The following is a 22,554-nucleotide window of genomic DNA, read 5'->3' as shown; positions in this document are numbered from 1 at the left end:
CCCCTCGGCGGGCGTATGCCCCGTGAAGCAAGAGACCCGGGAGAGCACGTTGACCGTCGAGGAGTTCGAGGATTTCTACGCCCAGAAGGCGGCCGCCCTCACCGGCCAGTTGTACGTCATGCTCGGTGACCTCCAGGAGGCGCAGGACGTCGTGCAGGAGGCCTTCGTCAAAGGCTGGTCCCGCCGCAGGCAACTGGACCGCGACGGCCACCCCGAGGCATGGATACGGACGGTCGCCTGGCGGCTGGCGGTCAGCCGCTGGCGCGGGCACCGCCGGACGGCCGACGCCTGGCGGCGCCGGGGCGCGCCGCCGGGCCAGGTGCCGGAGCCAGGACCGGAACAGGTGGTGCTGGTCGACGCCCTGCGGGAACTGCCCGCCCAGCAGCGGCGCACCCTGACGCTGCACTACCTCTGCGACCTGACCGTCGAGCAGATCGCCCACGAGGCGGGGCTCTCCCCCAGCACCGTCAAGACGCACCTGGCGCGCGGGCGGACCGCGCTCGCCCGCCACCTGCGCGACGTCCACTTCGAGGAGGGCCCCGTTGTCTGACACCCCGGACCCCTTGCGGTCCCTGTTCCATCAGGCCGGGCAGGACGGCGTGCGCCGGGCCCGGCCCGCTCCGGTGGCGTACGTCGCCGAGCGCGGCCGGCGGACGCACCGGCGCCGGCTCGCGGTGGCGGTGGCCGGCCTCTGCCTGGTGGCCGGCACCGGCGGCGCCGCCGCGCTCACCCTGCTGCCCCAGGCCCCGGCGCCCGCGCCGCCCGCCGTCGTCCCGTCCCCGGCCCCGCCCGTTCCCCTGCCGCAGGACCGGAGCCCGTCGCAGGGGCCCACGGAGGGGCCTTCGCCCGGGTGGACCTCTCCGCCCCCGACCACCGACGGCTCCACCCCTCCCGACGCTCCCACGACCCGGCCGCCGACGCCGACCCGTACCACTCCGGGCGCTGCCTGATGTCCCTGATGACCCTCGGCCCCGCCCCGGCGACACGCGAGCACGCACCCGCGCCCGAGCCCGCGTCCCCCGGGTGGGCCGCACGGTGCCGCCGGCGCGCCGCCCGTCTGCTGGACCGCGGCGACCGCGAGGCGCTCTGGCTCTACCTGCTGACCCGGATCTCGCTGTGGGGGACGGCCTACTGCACCCGCCTGCTCTTCCCGGACCGCCCCGGGGCGCGCGAACCGGCCCCGCTCCTGACCGCGTTCGAGCGGTGGGACTGGCACCACTACCTGCACATCGCCCGCGACGGCTACTTCCCCGGACCGATGGGGAGCGGCGCCACGTACGGGGACAACCGGGAGGCGTTCTTCCCCGGCTTCCCGATGCTGCTGCGCGCGGTGCACACCGTCGTTCCGCACTGGACCGCGGCGGGGCTGCTGATCTCGCTGGTGGCCGGGGCGGTGGCCGTGGTGGCGCTGGGGCGTACCGCGCGCTGGTACACCGCCCACGCGGAGGCCGGGCGGCGCACGGTGCTCTTCTTCCTGGTGTCGCCGTGCGCGGTCTTCCTGGTCGCGGGCTACACCGAGGCGCTCTTCCTCGCGCTCGCCCTCCCCGCCTGGCTGGCGGCCTTGCGGCACCACTGGGCGCTCGCCGCCCTGCTGACCGCGCTGGCGACCACCGTGCGCGTCAGCGGCCTCTTCCTGGCCGCCGCCCTCGCCGTCCACCTCGTGGCCGCCACCCGCGCCGGCGGGCGGCTGCGCGCCCTGCCCTGGCTGGCGCTGCCGGCCGCCCCCCTCCTGCTGTACGGCGGGTACCTGGCGGCGCACACCGGCGACTGGACGGCGTGGAAGCACGCCCAGGAACGCGGCTGGTACCGGACCTTCCACCTGCCCTGGGACGCCTGGTCGGCCACCTGGGAGGCGGCCTTCGGCGACCGCCACCCCACCGGGTACGCCCTCATGTTCCAGGCCGAACTGCTGGCCATGGTGGTGGGGATCGTCCTCCTCTGCGTCCTCGCGCGGCGGCGCCTGTGGCCCGAGGCCGCCTACCTCGGCCTCACCCTGGCGGCCCTCGGCACCTCGTACTGGTACATGTCCCTGCCCCGGTCCACCCTCCTGTGGTGGCCGCTGTGGGTCGGGCTGGCCGCCCTGAGCCTGCGCAGACCCCGGGTGAAGGCGGTCTACCTCTGCCTGGCCGGGCCGCTGACGACGATCCTCGCGGTCACCTTCCTCTCCGGGCGGTGGGCGGGGTAGCGGCGCGCCCTCACCCGATCGGCCGCTCCCCCGCGTTGCGCCGCCCGCCCCGGCTGCCCAGCCTGAAGCCATGGCTCCTTCGCACACCACCGGTCCCGGCAGCACCGTCGTCGTCTACGGGGAACCGGACCACCGGCACCGGCTCACGGTCCACCTCGACCTGCGCTGCCCGTTCTGCAAGCGGATGGAGAACGGGCTGGGCACGGTCATGACCGACGCCGCCGACCAGGGGCGGTTCACCCTGCACTACCGGTTCGCGACGGTCATCGACGACGGGGTGGGCGGCAGCGGCTCGCTCACCGGGCTGAGCGCGCTCGGCGCGGCCGCCGACGAGGGGCAGCGGCAGTTCGCCCAGTACCTGCACGTGCTCTTCGCCGAGCAGCCGGCCGAGGAGGTGGACGCCTTCGCCGACACCGGCACCCTGCTCACCCTGGCCGGGGAGGTGGACGGGCTGCGCGGCGGGGAGTTCGACCGCAAGGTCCGCGAGGGCACGTACCTGCCGTGGGCCCGGGAGGTCTCGGCGGCGTTCGAGGCCAGCGGTGTGCAGGGCACCCCGACGGTCCTGCTCGACGGCACGCCGCTGCCGGTCATCAACCCGATGGGGTACGCCGTCAGCCCGGAGGCGTTCCTCGCCGAGCTGCCCCGGGTGTGAGGGCCGGGCGCGCTCAGGCGTCGCCGTACGCCTCGCCGCCGGCCCGGAACTCCGCCTCACCCGCGGTGGCGTCCGCGAGCCAGCCGCGGAAGGCCTCGACCTCGGCGTCGGGCAGTCCGATGTCGAGGGTGACGCGTTCGCCGTAGTGGACGTCCCGGATGGTGCGTCCGGCGGCCCGCAGGTCGTTCTGGAGGCGTCCGGCGCGCTCGTGGCCGACGGTGACCGAGGCGAGCCGGAACCGGCGCCGGGTCCGGGTGCCGAGCGCGTCCAGGGCCTCGCCGACGCTGCCGCCGTAGGCGCGGATGAGGCCGCCGGCGCCGAGCTTGACCCCGCCGTAGTAGCGGGTGACGACGGCGACGGCGTACCGGATGTCGCGCCGCAGCAGCATCTGGAGCATGGGGACGCCGGCCGTGCCGCCCGGTTCGCCGTCGTCGGCGGCCTTCTGCACGGAGGCGTCGGCGCCGATGACGTAGGCGTAGCAGTTGTGGGTGGCGTCGGCGTGGGCGCGGCGGACGCGGGCGATCACCGCCTGGGCCTCCTCCTCGGTGGCCGCCGGGGCCAGGGTGCACAGGAAACGCGAACGGTTGATCTCGGTCTCGTGCACGCCCTCACGGGCCACGGTGCGGTACTCGTCCTGCATCGGGCCAGCCTATGCGGCACCCTGGACGGGCCGCAGGGCGGGGAATGGCACCGCCGCGCGCGGGGTTGCCCGGACAGGCCGCGTGCCGGCGGCCGTCGTACGAACCGAGGAGAGCCTCATGCCGGAGCCTTACGGAGACAGCGAGACCGTCCGCCGCGTCCTGCGGGAGAGCGGCGACACCTGGGCGGTCGTCGGCCTCTCCGCCAACGAGGAGCGCGCCGCGTACGGCGTGGCCCGGGTGCTCCAGCGGTACGGCAAGCGGATCGTGCCGGTGCACCCGAAGGCCGAGACGGTCCACGGTGAGCGGGGGTACCCGTCGCTGGACGCGGTGCCCTTCCCGGTCGACGTGGTGGACGTCTTCGTCAACTCCGCCCTCGCCGGGGAGGTCGCCGACCAGGCGGTGGCGGCCGGCGCGAAGGCGGTCTGGTTCCAGCTCGGCGTCGTCGACGAGGCCGCCTACGAGCGCACCCGGGCGGCGGGCCTGGACATGGTCATGGACCGGTGCCCGGCTATCGAGATCCCGGCGCTGGGCTGAGGCTCAGCGCACCCCCGGCACCGACACCGCCATGGTGAACTCCGCCGCCTCCCCGTCCTCGTTGCGGTAGGCGTGCGGGGCGTCGGCGGCGAAGGCGACGCTGGAGCCGGCCGGGACCCGGTGGGAGGCGCCGTCGACGGTCAGGGTGAGGGTGCCGGCGGTGACGTGCAGGATCTCCCAGGTGCCCTGGGGGTGCGGGTCGGAGCTGTTGCCCTCGCCGGGCATGAGCCGCCACTCCCAGAGTTCGAGCGGGCCGGGTGCCTCGGCGCCGGCGAGGAGGCGGCCGTGGCTGCCGCCGGTGGTGTCCCAGACGGTCGCGGTCGCCTCGGGCGCGACGACCCGTACGCGCGGCCCGCGTTCGTAGTCGAGGAGGCTGGTGACGCTGACGCCGAGGGCGTCGCCGATCTTGACGACGGTGGCGATGCTCGGGTTGGTGCGGGCCTGCTCGATCTGGATCAGCATGCCCCGGCTCACCCCGGAGCGGGTGGCCAGCGCGTCGAGGGTGAAGCCGCGCTCGGCGCGCCAGTGTCTGACGTTGCGGGCGAGCGACCGGGTCAGCAGATCGAGATCCGACACATTCCGTCCAGGCAGGGAGAGGCGAGGCGGTCAATCTACTGCACCAGGTGGCGCCGGCCCGGGGTGCGCGGACGGCTCGGGCGGCGCCCTCAGCCGCTGCTCTCCGCCTCCCAGGCGGCCAGCGCCCGCAGCTGACCAGGGGTCACGTCCTCGGGGAGCGGCACGGGAGGCGGGGTGCGCAGCGGCGGCTGCCAGCCCTCCTCCTCGGTCCAGCGGCGGACCACCCGGGCCGGGGCGCCGGCGACCACCGCGTGGTCGGGGACGGTGCCGCGCACCACGGAGCCCGCGCCCACCACGACGTTCCGGCCGATCCGGGCGCCCGGCAGGATCACGGCGCCGGTCCCTATCCAGCAGCCGGGGCCTATCGACACCGGGTCGGTGCGGGGCCACTGGCGGCCGATGGGCTCGTGCGGGTCGTCGTAGCTGTGGTTGGTGGAGGTCACGTAGACGTACGGGCCGAAGTAGCAGTTGTCGCCGATGGTGACGGTGGTGTCGGCGATGACGTGGCTGCCCCGGCCGAGGACGACGCCGTCGCCGATGTGCAGGATCGGGTCGGGGCCGAGGTCGAGGTCGGGCATGAGTCCGGCGGTGAGGGTGACCTGTTCGGCGATGATGCAGAAGGCGCCGACGCGTATCCAGGGCTCGCCGAAGATGGTGCCCTGCGGGTAGGCGATGCGGGTGCCGTCGCCGAGCGCGCCGAACCGCAGCCGCCCCGGGTGCTCGGCGGTGACGGTGCCCGCCTGGCGCACCCAGCGGCGGCCGGTCTGCACGGCGGCGTGCGCGAGGCGGGCGCCGCCGCGCGCGAGGCCGCGGGTGAGCGGGGTCAGGGGGTTCTTCGGCACCCGGCCACCGTACTCACCGGTAGGGCCGCCGGTACCCGCCCGGACCTGTGATCTTCACCCCAGCCCCGCCCCGCCCGGCCCGGCCCGCCGTTCACTCCCCGGCGACGGCCTTCCCGTGGGCCTCGGCGAGGGCGCGGTAGCCGTCGGCGTTGAAGCGGATGCCCTCGCGCTCCTCCTCGGTCAGTTCGCGGCGGACCTTGGCGGGCACCCCGGCGACCAGCGAGCCGGGCGGCACCCGCATCCCCTGCGGGACGAGGGCTTGGGCCGCGATGAGCGAACCGGCGCCGATGTGGGCGCCGTTGAGGACGGTGGCGCCCATGCCCACGAGGACGTCGTCCTCGATGACGCAGCCGTGCAGCACGGCGTTGTGGCCCACGGAGACGCCGGTGCCGATGGTGACGGTGAAGCCGGGGTCGACGTGGACGGTGGCGTTGTCCTGGATGTTGCTGCCGGCGCCCAGCCTGACGGGCCCGCAGTCGGCGCGCAGCACGGCGTTGTACCAGAGGCTGGAGCCCTCGGCCATGACGACGTCCCCGATCACGACGGAGCCCGGTGCCGTGAAGGCCCCCGGGTCGATCTCCGGTTCCTTGCCGCCGATCGCGAGGACCGTGGTCCCGTCCGCCATGCCGCCTCCATCACTTGGTACGCCGTGACGCGCCTCGCGCCGGGAGCACCGTACGCGACCGCCCTGCTCACTCCGTGGCCAGGGCCGGGGAGCCGGGCAGGGCCGCGGCGGCCTTCTGCGCGCGGCGCTTGAGGACGAGGGTGGTGGTGACGCCGATGACCACGGCGAGGACCAGGCCCAGCCAGGAGAACCGCTTGAGCCACGCCTCGGCGACGATCCCCAGCGAGTAGATGACGGCGGTGGTGCCGCCCGCCCAGACGATGCCGCCGGTGACGTTGGCGATCAGGAACTTCCAGTACGGCATGCGCAGGACGCCGGCGAGGGGGCCCGCGAAGATCCGCAGCAGGGCGACGAAGCGGCCGAAGAAGACGGCCCACATGCCCCACTTCTGGAAGGAGCGTTCGGCCAGGGCGATGTTGGCCTCGCCGAAGTGGCGGGGGAACCTGCGGCCGAGCCGGGCCAGCAGCGGGCGGCCGCCCTTGCGGCCGATGGCGTACCCGATCGAGTCGCCGATGATCGCGCCGGCCGAGGCGCAGGCGCCCAGGACGTAGGGGTTGATGTCGCCGTGCTGGGAGGCGAGCAGGGCGGAGGAGACGAGGACGATCTCGCCGGGCAGCGGGATGCCGAGGCTCTCCAGGCCGATGACCACGCCGACGAGGGCGTAGACGCTGACGGCCGGGACGGTCTCCAGCCACTCCTGCACGTGCACAGTCGGTTCCTCCCGCATCGCGCCGGACCCGCGGATTCCGGGCACGAACGCGCGCAGCCTACTGGACCGCGAGGGGCCGGACGCCGCGGCCGCCGGGGTGTCCGGGCCGGTGGGAGGGGGTGGGGCGGGCTCCCCGGCGCCACTGCCGGGGAGCCGGGGGTGCCGGGCCGGTCAGCTGTTGGGGCGAAGGGTCCAGACCACGGTCATCTCGCCGGTGACGGCGCCGTCCTCGCGGGTGATCTCGACGTGGACCGGGAACTCCGGGCGGGTGCCCGCGTCGAGTTCGGCGACCACCTCGGGGGCCGGGCGGCCGAGGACGGCGGTGGCGGTGACCGGGCCGAGGGCGAGCTTGCGGTAGCGGATGTCGGCGCTGGCGGCGAGGGGCACGGCGCGGGTCAGCTGGTCGCCGAAGGCGGCGAGGACGATGGCCCCGCTGGCCGACTCGGCGAGCGTGAACATGGCTCCGGCGTGCGGACCGCCGACGTGGTTGTGGTACGCGGCCTGGTCGGGGAGGTGGGCCACGGCCCGCTCGGCGGTGACCTCGCCGAAAGTGAGGTCGAGGGTCCGCACCATGGGGACCGTGGCGGCGAGCATCTCGCCGATGGACATCCGTTCTGCGCTCATGGGCCGGATGTTACCCACGGGTAGCGAGAGTTGGCCATGGTTTCCCGGCGGCGGTCGTGACGGAGTCGGGACAGCACGGGCGTGGCAGCGACCCTCCCGCGGCCTCTATGGTTACTGGCCATGTGGCCAGGACAGCAGCCGCCCGGGGGCGAGCAGAACCCGCAGGACCAGAACCAGAATCCGAACGCGGGAGGAACTCCGCAGCAGGGTCAGAATCCACCCGTTCCGGGCGGCACGCCCGCGCCGGGGCCCAACCCGTACCAGCAGCCGGGGTACCAGCAGCCGAACCCCTATCAGCAGCCGGGGTACCAGCAGACGCCGTATCAGACGCAGCCGGGCCAGCCCGGTCAGCCCGGCCAGTGGGGCGCGCAGACCGTGCCCATGGGGGCCTCCAAGCCGCCCGGGGACGACCGGAAGAAGACCACGATCGTGGCCATCGTCGCGGCGACCGCGGTCGTGGTGGCGACGGCGGTCACCGGCTTCCTGGTGTTCGGCGGGGACGACGGCAAGAAGGACGAGGCCGACGGCAAGCCCACCCCGGCCGCCTCCGCCGGGAAGTCGGGTGAGCCGGCCGAGAAGGAGCCGAGCGAGAAGCCCGAGAACCCGCGTGACGGCAGCAACGGCGAGCAGCCCACCATCGCCGGGTGGACGGCGGTGGTCAATCCGCGCTTCGGCACCGTCTTCGACGTGCCCGAGGGCTGGGAGCTGCGCTCCACCGACACCAGCATCGGCTTCGAGTGGGAGAACGAGGACGGCGAGTGGGACCGCACCACGGTCACCGCCCCCGCCGAGCTGAAGCCCAAGTGGTGCACCGACGACCCGGACAAGGACGGCTCCACCAGCGACACCTCGCTGGCGACCGCCGGCACCCGCGGGGAGAACGGCGCCAAGGACACCGACGAGGCCGCCGTGACCCGGGTCCCGTGGTGGATCTTCGGCGGCTACACCGAGCCCGACAAGAAGAGCGTCAAGCAGGGCAAGCCCAAGCCGTACACCACCAAGTCCGGGCTCAAGGGCAGCGTCATCACCGCGCACTCCGAGAACACGCCGCAGAAGGGGAAGTGCGCGAGCGACGGCAAGGCCATCACCTTCGCCTTCCAGAACGGCGCCGGCGACTTCGTCACCTGGAACCTCTACGGTGCCAAGGGCGTCAAGGACGAACTCGCCGAGGACACCATCCAGAAGATCCTGAGCACCGTGCGGCTCACCAAGGAGGAGCCGACGGGCTGAGCCACGCCCTCGGGGCCCCCGGGTGGCCGGCACCGGCCCCGCCACCCGGGCACGCTCCGATAACCGTTTGGCCACATCGGGGCCCGGCAGGCAGAGTCGAGCGGTGAGCACCGCATCCCCCACCCCGCCGCGCCCCTCGGCAGCGCGCCTGCTGCCCCGGATGCCCGACTGGGCGAGCCGCAACTTCACGCTGCTGACCTCGGCCGCCTTCATCACCTCGCTGGGCAGCCACGGCGCGCTGATCGCCGCCGCCTTCGCCGTCCTGGAGCACGGCGGTGACGCGGGCGACGTCGGTCTGGTGGCCGCCGCCAGGACCGTCCCGCTGATCCTGTTCCTGCTGATCGGCGGCGCGGTCGCGGACCGGCTGCCGCGCCACCGGGTGATGGTCACCGCCAACCTCCTCAACTGTCTCTCCCAGGCCGCCTTCGCCGTGCTGGTCCTGGCGGGCTCGCCGCTCCTGTGGCAGATGATGCTGCTCGCCGCGCTCGGCGGCACCGGGCAGGCGTTCTTCTCCCCCGCCGCCGAGGGCATGCTGCTGGCCACCGTCGACCGGAAGCACGCCTCGAAGGGGTTCGCGGTCTTCCGGCTGACCATGAACGGCGCCACCATCGGCGGGGCCGCGCTCGGCGGCGCGATGGTCGCCGTGATCGGCCCCGGCTGGGTGCTCGCGGTGGACGCCGCCGCCTTCGCCGTCTCGGCCGGGCTGCGGGCCCTGCTCGACCTCAGCGGCATGCCGCGCCGGGCGCAGGGCGGCAGCCTCCTCGCCGACCTGCGGGACGGATGGCACGAGGCGCTGGCCCGGCCGTGGTTCTGGAGCATCGTCGCCCAGTTCTCCGTGGTGGTCGCCGTGGTCGGCGCCGCCGAGTCGGTCTACGGACCGCTGGTCGCCCGGGACCATCTCGGCGGGCCCGCGCCCTGGGGGTTCGCCCTCGCGGCCTTCGGGGTGGGCACCGTGGTGGGCGCGGTCCTCATGATGCGCTGGCAGCCCAGACGGCTGCTGCTGGCCGGCACCCTGAGCGTCTTCGCCCTCGCCCTGCCCTCGGCGGCGCTCGCCGTCCCCCTCCCGGCTCTCGGCCTGGCGGGGGTGATGTTCGTCAGCGGCGTGGCCATCGAACTCTTCGGCGTCGCCTGGATCACCACGATGCACCAGGAGATCCCGGAGGAGAAGTTCTCCCGGATGTCCGCCTACGACTGGCTGGGCTCGATCGGCATGGTGCCGCTGGCGACCGCGCTGGCGGGCCCCGCCGAGTCGGCCTTCGGCCGGAGCAACGCGCTCTGGGGCGGGGCGGTCCTCATCGTGCTGGTCACCGCCGCCGTGCTCTTCGTCCCGGAGGTACGGACCATGACGCGCCGACCGCCGGAGGCGGAGCACAACGCCGGGGAGGGCGAGGCTGCCCCCGAGGCCGTACCGGTGCCGGGCGTCGACACCGTTTCCGGTCCCGGGGCCGGCGCGGTCGTGGCGGCCGCCACCTCCGTGCCGGCTCCGGCGCCCGAGTCCGCCTCAGACGCCGCCGACGCGGAAGGTGCCGCCCGGCGGGACGGGTGAGCCCACCGCCTCGTCCTCCCCGACCGGACGGGCGGAACCGGTGAACCCGCGGAGCTCGTCCCCCTCGACCACCCGCGCGGGGAAGGGGTCGGCCGCCGTCCTGCGGGCCAGTTCCGCGGTGTCCAGCGGCCGTCCTGAGGCGACCAGGACGGCGTTGCCGAACCGCCGCCCGCGCAGCACGCCCGGTTCGGCGACCAGTGCCACATGGGCGAAGGCGGCGCCGAACGTCGCCAGTTGGGAGCGCAGGAAGGCGAAGGGCGCGCCGTCGGCCAGGTTGGCGACGAACACGCCGCCCGGCCGCAGCAGCCGGGCCACGTCCCGGGCACAGCCCAGCGTCGTCAGCCCGGCGGGCACCCGGGAACCGCCGAAGACGTCGCCGACCACGGCGTCCGCGCTCTCCCCGGGCGCCTCGGCGAGCCACTGCCGGGCGTCGGCCCCGTGCACCGTGATCCCCGAGGCGTCGCCGCCGTAGGGCAGATGTTCGCGGACCAGGCCGCTCAGCGCCCGGTCGTACTCCACCACCCGCTGGCGGACGCCGGGGCGGACGGCGGCCATCCGGCGGGGCAGGGTGAGGGCGCCGCCGCCCAGGTGGACGAGGTCGCGGGCACCCGCCGCCAGCGTGTCGAGGACGTGGGCGATCCGGCACTGGTACTCGAACTCCAGGTGCGCGGGGTCGTCGAGGTCCACGTAGGACTGCGGTGCGTCGTCCACCGTCAGCAGCCAGGCGCGGGGGCGGTCGACGTCGGGCAGCAGGCGGGCGGTGCCGCCGTCGACGGCGCGGATCACGGGGAGGGAGTCGGTCACTGCGGCATTGTGCCCCGGGGGGCGGGGCCGGTGTCACTCCCGCCGCCGGCGGGACGGGGTCGCCCGAGGAAGGCCCGGGGCAACGCGTGGCGCCGGGCCGGCACGGAACCGTCGTCCCCGCCGACCGTCGGTGGACGGCGGCCTCACCCCGGTGCGTGCAAGGCCCGAGCCGCAGCCGTGGCGACCGCCTCGGCGACCAGGGCCAGGGCCGGCACGTCCAGCTTCCACTGCTGCCAGTGGAGGGGGACGTCGAGCGGCCGCTCCGGGGCGAATCCGACGAGGGCGCCCGAGCGGTGATGGGGCAGCGCCTGCTGTTCCGGCAGGAGCCCCCAGCCGAGTCCGGCGGCCACCGCGTCGCAGAAACCCTCCGAGGTGGGGACGTAGTGCCGGACGCGGCTCGCTCCCCGTGCCCCGCCGGTCAGTTCCCGGACGAAGGTGTCCTGGAGCTCGTCCCTGCGGTCGAAGACGACCACCGGGGCCTCGGGCAGGCACTCCGCGAGCGGGCCCGCGGAGAGATGGCGCTCGACGAACTCCGGCCGGGCCGAGGGCAGGTACCGGGCCAGGCCGAGCGGACGCGCCGTGCACCCCGCCACCGGCTCCGCGGAGGAGGTCACCGCCGCCATCACCCGCCCCTCCCGCAGCAGCGTCGCGGTGTACGCCTCGTCCTCGCAGTGCAGTTCGAAGCAGACGGGCAGATGCTGTGGCACCCGCGTCAGCGCGGGCAGGAACCAGGTGGCCAGCGAGTCGGCGTTCACCGCGATGGGCAGCCGGGCCGGCGAGCCGTCCTCGGCCGCGCCCAGACCGGCGCGCACCTCCCGCTCCAGCGTCGCCAGCTGACGCGCGTACCGGACGACCGTCTGCCCGGACTCGGTGGGCCGGGCCGGTTTGGTCCGCATCAGGAGCACCCGCCCGGTGGACTGCTCCAGCGCCTTGATGCGCTGGCTGACCGCGGAGGGGGTCACGTGCAGCACCTTCGCGGCGGCGTCGAAGGTGCCCTCGTCCACCACGGCGAGCAGCGTGCGCACCTGCTCGAACGGCAGGTCGGTCATGGCCATCCGGTTCACCCTCCCTCTTCAGCTGCGCTCATGGTACGTAAGAAACTTTAGCTGGACTGAAGGTGGCCGGATTCCTAGCGTTACCGGCATGACCAGCAGCTTCGTCCCCGCGGCCGCCGCCGGATTCGGCACCGGCCTCTCCCTGATCGTCGCGATCGGCGCCCAGAACGCCTTCGTCCTGCGCCAGGGCCTCCGCCGCCAGGCCGTCCTCGCGGTGGTCGTCATCTGCGCCCTCTCCGACGCGGTCCTGATCGCCCTCGGCGTCGCGGGGCTGGGAGCCGTGGTCACCGCCTGGCCCGCCGCCCTGACCGTCGTCGGCCTGGCCGGCGGCTGCTTCCTCCTCTGCTACGGCGCCCTGGCCGCCGTCCGCGCCCTGCGGCCCGGCGACGGACAGGGGTTGTCCACCCGGGGAACCACCACGGGTTCCGTCCGGGCGGCGGTCCTCACCTGCCTCGCCCTGACCTGGCTCAACCCCCACGTCTACCTGGACACCGTGCTGATGCTGGGCTCGATCGCCGCCGACCGGGGCTCGCTGCGCTGGGTCTTCGGCGCCGGGGCGATGCTGGCCAGCCTGGCGTGGTTCGCCGGGCTCGGCTACGGCGCCCGCCTGCTCAGCGGGGTGCTGGCCCGCCCGGCGGCCTGGCGGGTGCTCGACTCCCTGGTGGCCGTCACGATGCTCGCCATGGGGGCGATGCTGCTGCTCCGCACGCTCTGAGCCGCGAGAAGACGCCCCACGCAAGGCCCCTGTCCGCCGGCTACGCGGGTCTGAGCGACGGGAGTTCGGCGCGGCGCAGCACCGGGACGGTGAGACCGAGCCCCGCGGCGAGCAGGCAGATCGCGCCGCACCCGGCGAAGAACGTGGCCGCTCCCCAGAGCTCCACGGTGACGCCCACGGCGGGGAAGAGCACCGGGGCCAGGCCGAGGGTGCACAGGGTGGTGACCGAGGTGACGCGGCCGAGGTAGCGGGGGTCGGTCGCCGTCTGGACCAGCGCCCCCGTCAAGGTGGTGGCGAATCCGCTGGTCAGGCCGGTCAGAGCGCCGAAGACGACAGCCGTGGTCAGCGAGGGAGCCTGTCCCAGGCCCACGGCCCCCGCGGCCGTGACGAGCAGGGCCGCCGCCATCGCCGCCCCCGCCCTCGGCACGCGTGGTGCCACGGTGAGCAGCAGGGCGGAGGCCGTGGCGCCGACGCTGAACGCGCTCGCCACCCACCCCACGCCCACCGCGCCCCAGCCGCGCTCGTCGGCCAGGAGCACCAGGCCGGTGGCCACGGGCCCGCTGAAGCACATCTCGCTCAGCCCGATCACCACGACCAGCGGCGCCAGCAGCCGATGGCGGCGGACGTAGCGCAGGCCGTCCCTCAACTCCCCTCGTGCGGAGTCACGGCGGGGCGGGCCGGCCACCGGGGTGACGCGCACGGTGAGCAGCGCGGCGAGGGAGAGGGCGAAGAGCACCCCCGCCACGGTGAACGCGCCCTCCGCTCCCCCGGCTGCCAGCACGGCCCCCGCCACGAGCGGCCCCACGGCGTTGCTCACCCGGATCGACAGCCCGCGCATCCCCTGGACCCGGGCGAGCTGGTCGGCTGTCGTGATGCGCGGCGGCAGCGCTCCCACCGCCGGCATGAACACCGCGTCCACCACACCGAAGATCAGCGCGACGAGGGCCAGCAGCCACAGGTGCGCGGGCGCCAGCGCCAGGGCCGCGGCGGCGAGGAGGATCACCGCGCAGCGGACCCCGTCACTGAGGACGGCGACCCGGCGCGGCCCGAACCGGTCGGCCACCACACCACCGCCGAGCATGAGAACCGCACGGGGAACGGCCCCCGCCGCGACCACCAGCCCCACCTGCGAGGGCCCGCCGGCACGCGTGGCGGCCCAGGACAGGGCGAGGAAGAAGACGACATCGCCCGCGACGGACGCGGTGTACGCGGTCAGCCAGCGCAGGACGTTGGCGTCGCGGTAGGCGGGCCGCTCGGCCACCGCCATGTCCTGGGCAGTCACGTGTCACCGGCCGGCGGCAGGGCCGTACCCGGCACCGGAAACGCCTGCACCTGGAGGGTCACCGGCACGGCGCCCTCGCTCCCGCCGCTGCCGCTGGTGCTGGTGCTGGTGCTGCCGTCGGCACGATATCGCTCGATCACCTCGAAGATCTCTGCCCGCATCCGGCCCACCTCGGCCGGGGTCAGCCGGAGGAGGAAGTCGCTGTAGGTGACGACATCAGCCCACTCTCCGGGCATCCCGGGCAGTTCCTGCGCCGACCTGCGCAGCCGGTCCGCCGCGGCGAGGGCCACCGCGTGCGTGTACCCGAGCCCGGCCTCGCGCTCCTCGCCAAAGGCGGCAGCGGGGTCGTGGACCGACTGGCGGTGCGCGGACCGCCACCACCGTTCGCGTCCGGTGCCGCGCTCCGCCTCCTCGACGATGAGTCCCCCGGCGGCGAGACGGCGCAGGTGGTAGCTGGCCGCACCCGGATGGATGCCGAGTTCCCCGGCGATCCGGCCGGCGGTGGACGGGCCACGCTCGCGCAGCAGGGAGAGCACGTTCAGCCGCAGCGGGTGGGCGAGCACGCGCAGTGCGGCCGTGTCGAGTGCGATGTCCCGCGCGGAGGAGTCGGCGGACACGGCGGAGGGATCGGTCATGCGCCGAGAGTAGAGTCACAACAGTTGTTGCGAAAGAGTCGCCGGGAGAATCGCCCGGAACCCAACTCCCCTACCCGCATGGCCAGTTCGGAGCATTCCCGGCGACTGCGCCGGAACCTCTTCCGGCCCACGCGTGCGCGGACCGGAAGAGGCGGGGAGGGGGCCGGCCTCCCGGCTGAGCTAGCCCAGCACCTCCTGCACCGTGCCCGCCCCCACGGTCCTGCCGCCCTCACGGACGGCGAAGCCGAGGCCGGGCTCCAGCGGTACCTCGCGGCCCAGCTCGACCGTCATGGTGACGGTCTCCCCGGGCCGGGCGACGGCCACCTCGCCGAGGTCGATGTTTCCGACCACGTCGGCCGTACGCAGGTAGAACTGCGGGCGGTAGCCGGTGGCCACCGGGGTGCCCCGGCCGCCCTCACGGCCGGAGAGCAGGTAGACCCGGGCGGTGAAGCGGCGGCGCGGGGTGACGCTGCCGGGCGCCGCGACGACATGACCCCGGCGTACCGCGTCGCGGGCGACGCCGCGCAGCAGCAGCGCCACGTTGTCGCCGGCCTGGGCCGACTCCATGGGCTTGCCGAAGGTCTCGACGCCGGTGACGACGGTCTCCACACCGGCGCCGAGCACCTCCACGCGGTCGCCTACGCGCACGGTGCCGCGCTCGACGGCGCCGGTGACCACGGTGCCCCGGCCGGTGATGGTCAGGACGTTCTCCACCGGCAGCAGGAAGGGCGCGTCGACGTACCGCTCGGGCATCGGCACATAGGTGTCGACGGCGTCGAGCAGCCCCTGGACGGCCTCCGTCCACCGCGGGTCCCCCTCCAGCGCCCGGAGTCCGGAGACCCGGACCACCGGCACGTCGGAGCCGGGGTAGCCGTGCTGGTCGAGCAGGTCGCGGACCTCCAGTTCGACCAGGTCGGTCAGCTCCTCGTCCCCGGCGTCGGCCTTGTTGAGGGCGACGACGATGTGGTCGACGCCGACCTGCCGGGCGAGCAGGACGTGCTCAGCGGTCTGCGGCATGACCCCGTCGAGGGCGGAGACCACAAGGATCGCGCCGTCGAGCTGGGCCGCGCCCGTGACCATGTTCTTCACGTAGTCGGCGTGGCCCGGCATGTCGACGTGGGCGTAGTGGCGCGTGTCGGTCTCGTACTCGACGTGGGCGATGTTGATGGTGATGCCGCGCTGCGCCTCCTCGGGCGCCCGGTCGATGCGGTCGAAGGGCACGAAGGTGCCGGTGCCCCGCTCGCTGAGGACCTTGGTGATGGCGGCGGTGAGGGTGGTCTTGCCGTGGTCGACGTGGCCCATGGTGCCGATGTTCAGGTGGGGCTTGGTGCGCACGTATGCCGTCTTGGGCATGGTGATGTCCTTCTCCGGAAGGCGGGACGATCCGGGACCCCGGGCTCTGGCCGACCCTCCCCCTGCGGGGTCCGCCGGACGTTCCGGAGAGGGTCAGCTTCGTGCGCCGTCGAAGCCGTCGAAGGGGAAACCGGCACCCTTCGCAGCGTCCGCGACTGCGGACGTGGCTGCGGGAAAGGCGTACCGGGACATGGCCCACATCCTGGCCGAAGGGAGCGGGCGCGTCGAGCGATTTACCCGCGGCCCGCCCACCTTGCAAGCCGGGCAGCCCCCGTACCCCGCTGACGCGGCCCGCAGGGCGATCACCCCGTTCTGTCGGTTACGCTCCCCGAATGTCGTCCCCCACCACCGCACCGGTGGCTCCAGTCCGCCCCGCGCGGTCCGCGGCGGTGCGCTGCGCACGGCTGCTGATGTCGCCGTGGTCGCGGCTCTCCCTGCTGGTCCTGGTGCTGGTCTCGGCCGGGACGGCGGTGCTGGTCCTGGAGCCGCAACAGCTGCTCACCACGGGCATCCCCGCGGCTCTCGGCACGGGTCTGGCGGCGCTGCTCTTCGCCGCCGGGTACGGAATCTGCACGGCCGCGTTCGTGCCCCGGCCGCTGCTGAACCTGGCGGCGGGCGCCCTGTTCGGCTCGGCCACCGGTCTGGTCGCGGCGGTCGCGGGGACCGTGGTCGGCGCGGGCATCGCCTTCGGGCTGGGGCGGCTGCTCGGCCAGGAGGCGCTGCGTCCGCTGCTGCGCGGCGGGTGGCTCAAGGCGGCCGACGGGCAGCTGAGCCGGCACGGGTTCCGCTCGATGCTGGCGGTGCGGCTCTTCCCCGGCGTGCCGTTCGCCGCCGCCAACTACTGCGCCGCCGTCTCCCGGATCGGCTGGACGCCGTTCCTGCTGGCCACGGCGGTGGGCTCGGTGCCGAACACCGCGGCGTACGTGCTGGCCGGGTCGACGGCGGCCTCGCCGACCTCCCCTGTCTTCCTCGCCTCGGCCGGGTTCATCGCCCTCTCCGCGGTGGCCGCCTCGGTCTTCGCCTGGCGCAGGCGGCACCGGCTCGGCTCGGGCTGACCGTCGCACAGCGGGCTGGCTCGATCTTCCCGGCGGGGCGGGACGCGAGGGCCGCGGCCGGGTTGGATGGGCCGTATGGATGACCTGGTGACGGACGACAAGCGGCGGCCCGACTCCGCCGACCGGCGGCTGATGGCGGTCAACGAGGCGAACTGGGACGCCCGGACCCCCGTCCACACGGCGAGCGACTTCTACGGCCTCGCCGACGACGCCCAGGCGCTCGACCCGGCGCGCTGGTTCGCCCCGTACGAGTGGGAGGACCTCGGGGAGCTGGCCGGGCGGGAGCTGGTCCACCTCCAGTGCCACCTGGGGACCGAGACGCTGGTGCTGGCCGGGAAGGGAGCGCGGGCGACCGGGCTCGACCTCTCCGGGGCCTCGGTGGCGGCCGCGCGGGAGCTGGCGGCGCGGCAGGAGTCCGGGCCGATGGCCGGGACCCGTTATGTTCAGGCCAATGTCTACGACGCCGTGGAGACGCTCGGAGAGGCCCGCTTCGACGTCGTGTACACGGGCAAGGGCGCCCTGTGCTACCTGCCCGACCTGGACCGCTGGGCCGCGGTGGTGGCCGGTCTGCTGCGCCCGGGCGGGATGCTCTACCTCGCCGAGTTCCACCCGCTGCTCAACTCCTTCGGCCCGACACCGACCGCCGAGGCCGGGACCCCGCTGGTGCTCCGCCACGACTACCTGGCCGGGCGCGGGGCGATCCGCCGGGACGCCACGTACACGTACACCGACGGGCCGCCGGTGGAGGGGGCGACGGAGAGCGTCGAGTGGATGCACGGGCTCGGCGAGGTGGTGACCGCGCTGACCGGGGCGGGGCTGGTGATCGAGCTGCTGCGGGAGGACGAGGAGCTGCCCTTCCCGCGCTGGCCCGAGATGGTGCGCACGGAGTCCGGGCGGTGGCGGCTGCCGGACTCCGCGCCGCGGATTCCGCTGCTCTTCGCGCTGCGGGCGCGCCGCCCGGCGGCGTAGTCCGGGTACGTCCGCCCCCGCCGGGGCCACGGCGGGGGCGAACTGCCGGATTCAAAGGGGCCGTTCGGGTCACACGGCAGCTATGTCGCCCAAGGACGCAAGACCCCGCAAGGGCGCCGCCGACCAGGTGGCGCCGGAGTACGACGCGGACCGCCGGGACCCGCCGCGCGCGGGGGCCGGCGGTGTCCGGGAGCACCGGCGCGCCCCGTGGTGGGTGAAGATGCTGGCGTTCTTCACCGGACTCCTCCTGCTGTTCTTCGCCGTCACCCGGCTGGACCTGGTGCCCGGGCTCGACGACGTGTTCGGCAGCGAGACGAAGGACCGCACCGGTCCGGCGGTGCTCAAGTCGATCCGCGACATGAGCAGCTACCAGGCGGCCTCCGGCAACTTCCAGGTCGTGGTCGACCTGGAGAAGGACACCAAGTACGTCCCCGACGCCATCCAGGGCACCCGGACCCTCTTCGTCGGCGCGGGCACCGTCGGCGCCTCCGTCGACCTCGGCGGGATCGGCGACGACGCGGTCACGGTCAACGAGGAGCGGACCCGCGCCGAGATCCGGCTGCCGCACGCGACACTCGGCAAGCCGGCGCTCGACGCGGACCGCAGCTACACCGTCTCCAAGCAGCGTGGCCTGCTCGACCGGCTGGGCGACTTCATCTCGGACAACCCGGGCAGCGAACAGGCCGTCAACAAGCTGGCCGTACGGCACATCGGCGACGCCGCCAAGGAGAGCGGACTGGCCGCCCGCGCCGAACGGAACACCACCGGCATGCTGGAAGGGCTGCTGACCTCCCTGGGCTTCGAGGAGGTCACCGTCGTCTACGGCGACAAGTGAGGCCCGTCGCCGCGCGCCGGCGGGCCGGGGACCACCCCCGGCCTGGCGGCGCGTCACTTTGCGTACATCTTCTGGCCCACGACCCGCCTGTGCGGGCGTCGCCCCCCGGCCACCTGACGGCGTTACGCTGCCCGGGCCGGGGGCGCGATCCGGGGCATACCGCACCTTTCGCACCCGTCGGCGACGCCTGACGCCACGTCGGGCGGTCCTGCCCGCACCGCGACGGCGCCCCGGAACACCGGCCGCCGCGCACGACGCTCCCCGGACGGCCTGCCTTCCATGTCCTGGTTCGAATCCTTCATCCTCGGGCTGGTCCAGGGACTCACCGAGTTCCTGCCGATCTCCTCCAGCGCCCACCTGCGGCTGACCGCGGCCTTCGCGGGCTGGCACGACCCGGGCGCGGCGTTCACCGCGATCACCCAGATCGGCACCGAGACGGCCGTCCTCATCTACTTCCGCAAGGACATCGCCACCATCGTCGGTGCCTGGTGCCGTTCGGTGGTCGCGCTGGTCCGCCGGGACGACTCGATGCGGGGCAACCACGACGCGCAGCTCGGCTGGCTGGTCATCATCGGCTCGATCCCGATCGGCGTGCTCGGCTTGACGCTCAAGGACCAGATCGAGGGTCCGTTCCGGGATCTGAGGCTGATCGCGACCACCCTCATCGTGATGGGCCTGGTGCTGGGCCTCGCCGACCGGCTGGCGGCCCGCGCCGAGACCGGCGGCGGCCGGCACCGGGCGAACGGCGGCAAGACCCTGCGCGACCTGGGCGTCCGCGACGGCCTGATCTACGGCTGCTGCCAGGCCCTGGCCCTGGTCCCCGGTGTCTCCCGCTCCGGCGCCACCATCAGCGGCGGTCTGCTGATGGGCTACACCCGCGAGGCGGCCGCCCGCTACTCCTTCCTGCTGGCCGTGCCGGCCGTCCTCGCCTCCGGCTTCTACGAGCTGCGCGACGCGGGCGAGGGACACGTCGCGTGGGGCCAGACCGTCTTCGCCACCCTGGTCGCCTTCGTGGTCGGGTACGCGGTGATCGCCTGGTTCATGCGGTTCATCACCACCCGCAGCTTCATGCCGTTCGTCTACTACCGGGTGGCCCTGGGCATCCTGATCTTCGTCCTGGTGGCGGCCGGGGTCCTGAGTCCGCACGCGGGCGAGTCGGCGGCCTGAGGCCCTTTTGGGCTGTTTCGTTCGCCTATCGGATGGTCTGCTGTCACACTCGCAGACGGGAGTGGGCACCTCCGGCACGTCCGGACCGCCCGCGTGGAGTGCCCGCCCCGCCCGGCGGCGGGCCCCTCCCGTCCGCACACGGTGAGGCAGTGAGTACGACATGATCCAGACACCGCACGGGGGAATCCGATGACCACCGCCGGCACCTCGCGCATGGAGATCACCGGCAACGCCCTGACCGGCGCGCCCTGCTGGGCCACCCTGCTGACCCACGACATCGCCGCCGCCCGCGACTTCTACGGGCAGGTGCTGGGCTGGGAGTTCGCGCCCTCACCGATGGGTGAGGAGTGGTCCACCGCGACCGCCGAGGGCATCCCGGTGGCCAGCCTCGGCGCGGTCGCCCCCTCGCTGCCGGTCGCCGTGGACTGGCTGGCGTATTTCGCGGTCGCCGACTCCAACGAGGCGGCCGGGCGGGTACGGGAGCGCGGCGGGACGGTGGCGATCGGCCCGGTCGACACCCCTTCCGGCCGCGCCACCCTGGCCGCCGACCCGACGGGCCCGACGTTCGGCCTGTGGGAGGGCCGGATGGTGGACGACTGGCAGCACTGGCGGCTGCACCGCCCGTGGTGGCTGGTCCTCGAGAGCGCGGACCCGTTCGCCGCCGCCCTCTTCTACGGCGCGGTCCTGGACTGGGAGTACCGCGAGGGCGAGGACGCCGTGGGATACGAGGACGACGAGATCGTGCTGCGCGACCACGGCCACGTCGCGGCCCGGCTCCGCCCCCGCGACCCGCGGAACCCGGCGCTCCACCCGCGCTGGAACCTGATCTTCCCGGTCCCCGATGTCGCCGAGGCGGCCCATCGCGCCGTGGCACTGGGCGCGGTACGGCTGGCGGAGACCACCTCGGTCGCCGACGAGGGCGCGGTCCTGCGCGACCCGGACGGCGCGGTCTTCTCCCTGGCGCCGGCTTCGGCCGGGCACTGAGACCCGCCCCTCACCCCTCGGCGACCACCCTTACGGTGTCCAGCCCCGGGTCCGCGGCGTCCGGCACCACCATGCCTGCCTCGACCCCCGACCGCAGGTAGCGCAGCACCTCGCGGGTCAGCCGCTCCCCGGGGAGCGCCGCCGGGATGCCGGGCGGGTACGGCGTGAGCATCTCGGCGGCCACCCGGCCCTCGGCCTCCTGCCAGGGGATGTCCGCCACGGCCCCGAAGAAGGCGTCCCTCGGCAGCATGACCTGCTCCGTCCGCAGCCCGTCGGGGCCGGGCACCTCCACCGGGCGGTCGCGTGGCAGCCCGCGGGCCTCGGCGGCGAGCCGGTGCAGCCCGGCCAGGAGCGCGTCGGCGCTCTCCGCGTCGTCGGCGTGGGTGAGCTGGGCGTTGATCCGGCGGTGGTCCCCGAAGTGCAGGGAGAGGCCCTGGGTCCGCAGGGCGTCGACGGCGCGGTAGCCGCTGACGCCGAGCCCGCTCACGTCGATGATCAGCTGGAGCGGGTCGAGGTCCCGGGCCCGCCCCGGTCCGCAGAAGTCCTCCCGGCCGTGGACGTGGAGGCCGTCGATCTCCTCGATCCGCGCCCGCACCGAGGCGGCCAGCGCCAGCGCGTCGTCGTAGAGGGCCCGCCCGTGCTGGACCATCTGGCGGCGCCAGCCGTCGAGCGCGGCGTACATCAGCACGGAGGAGCTGGTGGTGCCGAGCAGGTCCTCGCGGCTGCGCAGAGCGGCCGGGTCGACCAGGTCGCCCTGGAGGTGGAAGACGGAGCCCTGTTCCAGCCCGGAGCCCATCTTGTGGACCGAGGTGACGCAGACGTCGGCGCCGGCGTCCATCGCCCAGGTGGGCAGGTCGGGGTGGAAGGGCAGATGGGCGCCCCACGCCTCGTCCACCACCAGGGGCACCCCGTGGCGGTGGCAGACCTCGGCGATGGCGGCGAGGTCGGAACAGGTGCCGTAGGGGGTGGGGGTGGTGACGAGGGCGCCCCGGGCGTCGGGGTGGCGGGCGAAGGCTTCCGCGTACGTCTCGGCGGACGGCGGGTGGGCGAGGTGCAGCTCCGTGTCCCACTGCGGGTCGACCCAGACGGGGCGGATGCCGGCGAGGACGAGGCCGGAGACGACCGACTTGTGGGCGTCGCGGCCGATCAGCAGCTCCTCGTGCGGCCCGGCGACGGAGAGCATCGCGGCCTTGACGGAGAGGGAGCTGCCGCAGGTGGAGAAGAAGGTGCGCTCGGCCCCGACCGCGTCGGCCATCAGCTCCTGGGCGCGCTGGAGGACCTGCCGGGAGGAGGTGCGGTCGTCCAGGCCGTTCATGGCGAGCAGGTCGCCATGGAAGACGGCGTCGCCGAGGGCGGCGCGGACCCGGGGGTCGGCGCCCCGGCCCTGTTTGTGGCCGGGCGGGGCGAAGGGGAGCTGCCGCTCGGCGTGGTAGGCGGCGAGGGCGTCGAGTACGGGTACCTGCTTGTGGTCCATGGAGCGCGGATTCCCGGTTCCGGCTCCACGGAAAACGGCCGGGTTCCCGTAGGGCCCGGACG

The 22,554-nt window shown here is 74.3% G+C and carries 25 protein-coding genes; 13 read left to right on the top strand and 12 right to left on the bottom strand.

The window, feature by feature from the left end:
* The first annotated feature begins 22 nt into the window (after positions 1-22).
* The 4 genes from OIM89_RS27530 to OIM89_RS27515 all read left to right on the top strand — a co-directional run bounded on the left by OIM89_RS27530 (position 23) and on the right by OIM89_RS27515 (position 2,837).
* Complete coding sequence (locus OIM89_RS27530; RefSeq protein WP_175458212.1) at positions 23-550, top strand: SigE family RNA polymerase sigma factor; 528 nt, start codon at positions 23-25, stop codon at positions 548-550.
* Complete coding sequence (locus OIM89_RS27525) at positions 543-950, top strand: hypothetical protein (RefSeq protein ID WP_264491694.1); 408 nt, start codon at positions 543-545, stop codon at positions 948-950. The genes OIM89_RS27530 and OIM89_RS27525 overlap by 8 nt, the downstream gene beginning before the upstream one ends.
* Positions 950-2,185, top strand: coding sequence for a mannosyltransferase family protein (locus OIM89_RS27520; RefSeq protein WP_030695233.1), 1,236 nt, complete (start codon positions 950-952; stop codon positions 2,183-2,185). The genes OIM89_RS27525 and OIM89_RS27520 overlap by 1 nt, the downstream gene beginning before the upstream one ends.
* A gap of 70 nt (positions 2,186-2,255) precedes the next feature.
* Positions 2,256-2,837 carry a DsbA family protein gene (locus OIM89_RS27515; protein ID WP_030695232.1) on the top strand — a complete coding sequence of 194 codons (582 nt, stop codon included), beginning with the start codon at positions 2,256-2,258 and terminating at the stop codon, positions 2,835-2,837.
* 13 nt (positions 2,838-2,850) lie between these two features.
* Here the strand turns inward: OIM89_RS27515 and OIM89_RS27510 are convergent, their stop codons facing one another.
* The gene (locus tag OIM89_RS27510; protein ID WP_030695231.1) at positions 2,851-3,477 is read right to left on the bottom strand and encodes a YigZ family protein; all 627 of its coding nucleotides are present in this window, start codon (positions 3,475-3,477) and stop codon (positions 2,851-2,853) included.
* A 118-nt stretch (positions 3,478-3,595) separates the two neighbouring features.
* Here OIM89_RS27510 and OIM89_RS27505 point away from each other — a divergent pair, with 118 nt between their 5' ends.
* Positions 3,596-4,012 carry a CoA-binding protein gene (locus tag OIM89_RS27505; protein ID WP_151170144.1) on the top strand — a complete coding sequence of 139 codons (417 nt, stop codon included), beginning with the start codon at positions 3,596-3,598 and terminating at the stop codon, positions 4,010-4,012.
* A gap of 3 nt (positions 4,013-4,015) precedes the next feature.
* On the opposite strand, the gene OIM89_RS27500 is transcribed toward OIM89_RS27505, so the two are convergent.
* From OIM89_RS27500 to OIM89_RS27480, 5 genes are all read right to left on the bottom strand, one after another.
* Positions 4,016-4,588, bottom strand: coding sequence for a helix-turn-helix domain-containing protein (locus OIM89_RS27500; RefSeq protein ID WP_030695229.1), 573 nt, complete (start codon positions 4,586-4,588; stop codon positions 4,016-4,018).
* 89 nt (positions 4,589-4,677) lie between these two features.
* On the bottom strand, positions 4,678-5,430 hold the full coding sequence (locus OIM89_RS27495) for an acyltransferase (RefSeq protein ID WP_047467757.1): 753 nt from the start codon (positions 5,428-5,430) through the stop codon (positions 4,678-4,680).
* Between the two features lie 91 nt (positions 5,431-5,521).
* Positions 5,522-6,055 (bottom strand): gamma carbonic anhydrase family protein, encoded by a 534-nt coding sequence (locus OIM89_RS27490; RefSeq protein WP_047141905.1) that lies wholly within the window; start codon positions 6,053-6,055, stop codon positions 5,522-5,524.
* Between the two features lie 67 nt (positions 6,056-6,122).
* Positions 6,123-6,764 (bottom strand): DedA family protein, encoded by a 642-nt coding sequence (locus tag OIM89_RS27485; RefSeq protein ID WP_175458809.1) that lies wholly within the window; start codon positions 6,762-6,764, stop codon positions 6,123-6,125.
* Between the two features lie 171 nt (positions 6,765-6,935).
* Positions 6,936-7,373, bottom strand: a complete 438-nt coding sequence (locus OIM89_RS27480) for a DUF4442 domain-containing protein (protein WP_030695225.1) — start codon at positions 7,371-7,373, stop codon at positions 6,936-6,938.
* A 135-nt stretch (positions 7,374-7,508) separates the two neighbouring features.
* On the opposite strand from OIM89_RS27480, the gene OIM89_RS27475 reads away from it, so the two are divergent.
* Positions 7,509-8,618 (top strand): hypothetical protein, encoded by a 1,110-nt coding sequence (locus OIM89_RS27475; protein ID WP_175458810.1) that lies wholly within the window; start codon positions 7,509-7,511, stop codon positions 8,616-8,618.
* A gap of 103 nt (positions 8,619-8,721) precedes the next feature.
* Complete coding sequence (locus tag OIM89_RS27470) at positions 8,722-10,164, top strand: MFS transporter (RefSeq protein WP_264491693.1); 1,443 nt, start codon at positions 8,722-8,724, stop codon at positions 10,162-10,164.
* Here the strand turns inward: OIM89_RS27470 and OIM89_RS27465 are convergent.
* Together OIM89_RS27465 and OIM89_RS27460 are read right to left on the bottom strand one after the other, a co-directional pair.
* Entirely contained in the window at positions 10,120-10,968 is an 849-nt protein-coding gene (locus OIM89_RS27465) for a spermidine synthase (protein ID WP_030695222.1), read from the bottom strand. The two genes, OIM89_RS27470 and OIM89_RS27465, sit on opposite strands and share 45 nt — an antisense overlap.
* A 143-nt stretch (positions 10,969-11,111) precedes the next feature.
* On the bottom strand, positions 11,112-12,023 hold the full coding sequence (locus OIM89_RS27460; protein WP_078858130.1) for a LysR family transcriptional regulator ArgP: 912 nt from the start codon (positions 12,021-12,023) through the stop codon (positions 11,112-11,114).
* 88 nt (positions 12,024-12,111) lie between these two features.
* Between OIM89_RS27460 and OIM89_RS27455 the strand changes: the two genes are divergently transcribed.
* Positions 12,112-12,738: a LysE/ArgO family amino acid transporter gene (locus tag OIM89_RS27455; protein WP_247861106.1), complete on the top strand. Its 627-nt coding sequence runs from the start codon at positions 12,112-12,114 to the stop codon at positions 12,736-12,738.
* A gap of 40 nt (positions 12,739-12,778) precedes the next feature.
* Here OIM89_RS27455 and OIM89_RS27450 read toward each other — a convergent pair whose 3' ends face one another.
* The 3 genes from OIM89_RS27450 to tuf form a co-directional block, all read right to left on the bottom strand.
* On the bottom strand, positions 12,779-14,005 hold the full coding sequence (locus OIM89_RS27450; protein WP_264491816.1) for an MFS transporter: 1,227 nt from the start codon (positions 14,003-14,005) through the stop codon (positions 12,779-12,781).
* Positions 14,006-14,016: 11 nt separating this feature from the next.
* Complete coding sequence (locus OIM89_RS27445) at positions 14,017-14,655, bottom strand: helix-turn-helix domain-containing protein (RefSeq protein ID WP_264491692.1); 639 nt, start codon at positions 14,653-14,655, stop codon at positions 14,017-14,019.
* 180 nt (positions 14,656-14,835) lie between these two features.
* Positions 14,836-16,008, bottom strand: a complete 1,173-nt coding sequence (tuf, locus tag OIM89_RS27440) for an elongation factor Tu (RefSeq protein WP_264491691.1) — start codon at positions 16,006-16,008, stop codon at positions 14,836-14,838.
* A gap of 332 nt (positions 16,009-16,340) precedes the next feature.
* Between tuf and OIM89_RS27435 the strand changes: the two genes are divergently transcribed.
* From OIM89_RS27435 to OIM89_RS27415, 5 genes are all read left to right on the top strand, one after another.
* Positions 16,341-17,063: a TVP38/TMEM64 family protein gene (locus tag OIM89_RS27435; protein WP_264491690.1), complete on the top strand. Its 723-nt coding sequence runs from the start codon at positions 16,341-16,343 to the stop codon at positions 17,061-17,063.
* A 75-nt stretch (positions 17,064-17,138) separates the two neighbouring features.
* Positions 17,139-18,032, top strand: a complete 894-nt coding sequence (locus tag OIM89_RS27430; RefSeq protein WP_030695215.1) for a class I SAM-dependent methyltransferase — start codon at positions 17,139-17,141, stop codon at positions 18,030-18,032.
* A gap of 82 nt (positions 18,033-18,114) precedes the next feature.
* A complete protein-coding gene (locus OIM89_RS27425) occupies positions 18,115-18,867 on the top strand; it encodes a DUF4230 domain-containing protein (RefSeq protein ID WP_030695214.1) in 753 nt (250 codons plus the stop codon).
* 279 nt (positions 18,868-19,146) lie between these two features.
* Entirely contained in the window at positions 19,147-20,034 is an 888-nt protein-coding gene (locus tag OIM89_RS27420; protein ID WP_030695213.1) for an undecaprenyl-diphosphate phosphatase, read from the top strand.
* Between the two features lie 189 nt (positions 20,035-20,223).
* Positions 20,224-21,018: a VOC family protein gene (locus OIM89_RS27415; RefSeq protein WP_047467768.1), complete on the top strand. Its 795-nt coding sequence runs from the start codon at positions 20,224-20,226 to the stop codon at positions 21,016-21,018.
* Positions 21,019-21,028: 10 nt separating this feature from the next.
* Here OIM89_RS27415 and OIM89_RS27410 read toward each other — a convergent pair whose 3' ends face one another.
* On the bottom strand, positions 21,029-22,492 hold the full coding sequence (locus OIM89_RS27410; protein ID WP_151170131.1) for an aminotransferase class I/II-fold pyridoxal phosphate-dependent enzyme: 1,464 nt from the start codon (positions 22,490-22,492) through the stop codon (positions 21,029-21,031).
* Positions 22,493-22,554 lie beyond the last annotated feature (62 nt).

It is taken from the genome of Streptomyces sp. BI87, from assembly GCF_025957665.1.
In the GTDB taxonomy this organism is placed as follows: domain Bacteria; phylum Actinomycetota; class Actinomycetes; order Streptomycetales; family Streptomycetaceae; genus Streptomyces; species Streptomyces albidoflavus.
This window is presented reverse-complemented; position numbering and strand designations above follow the sequence as displayed.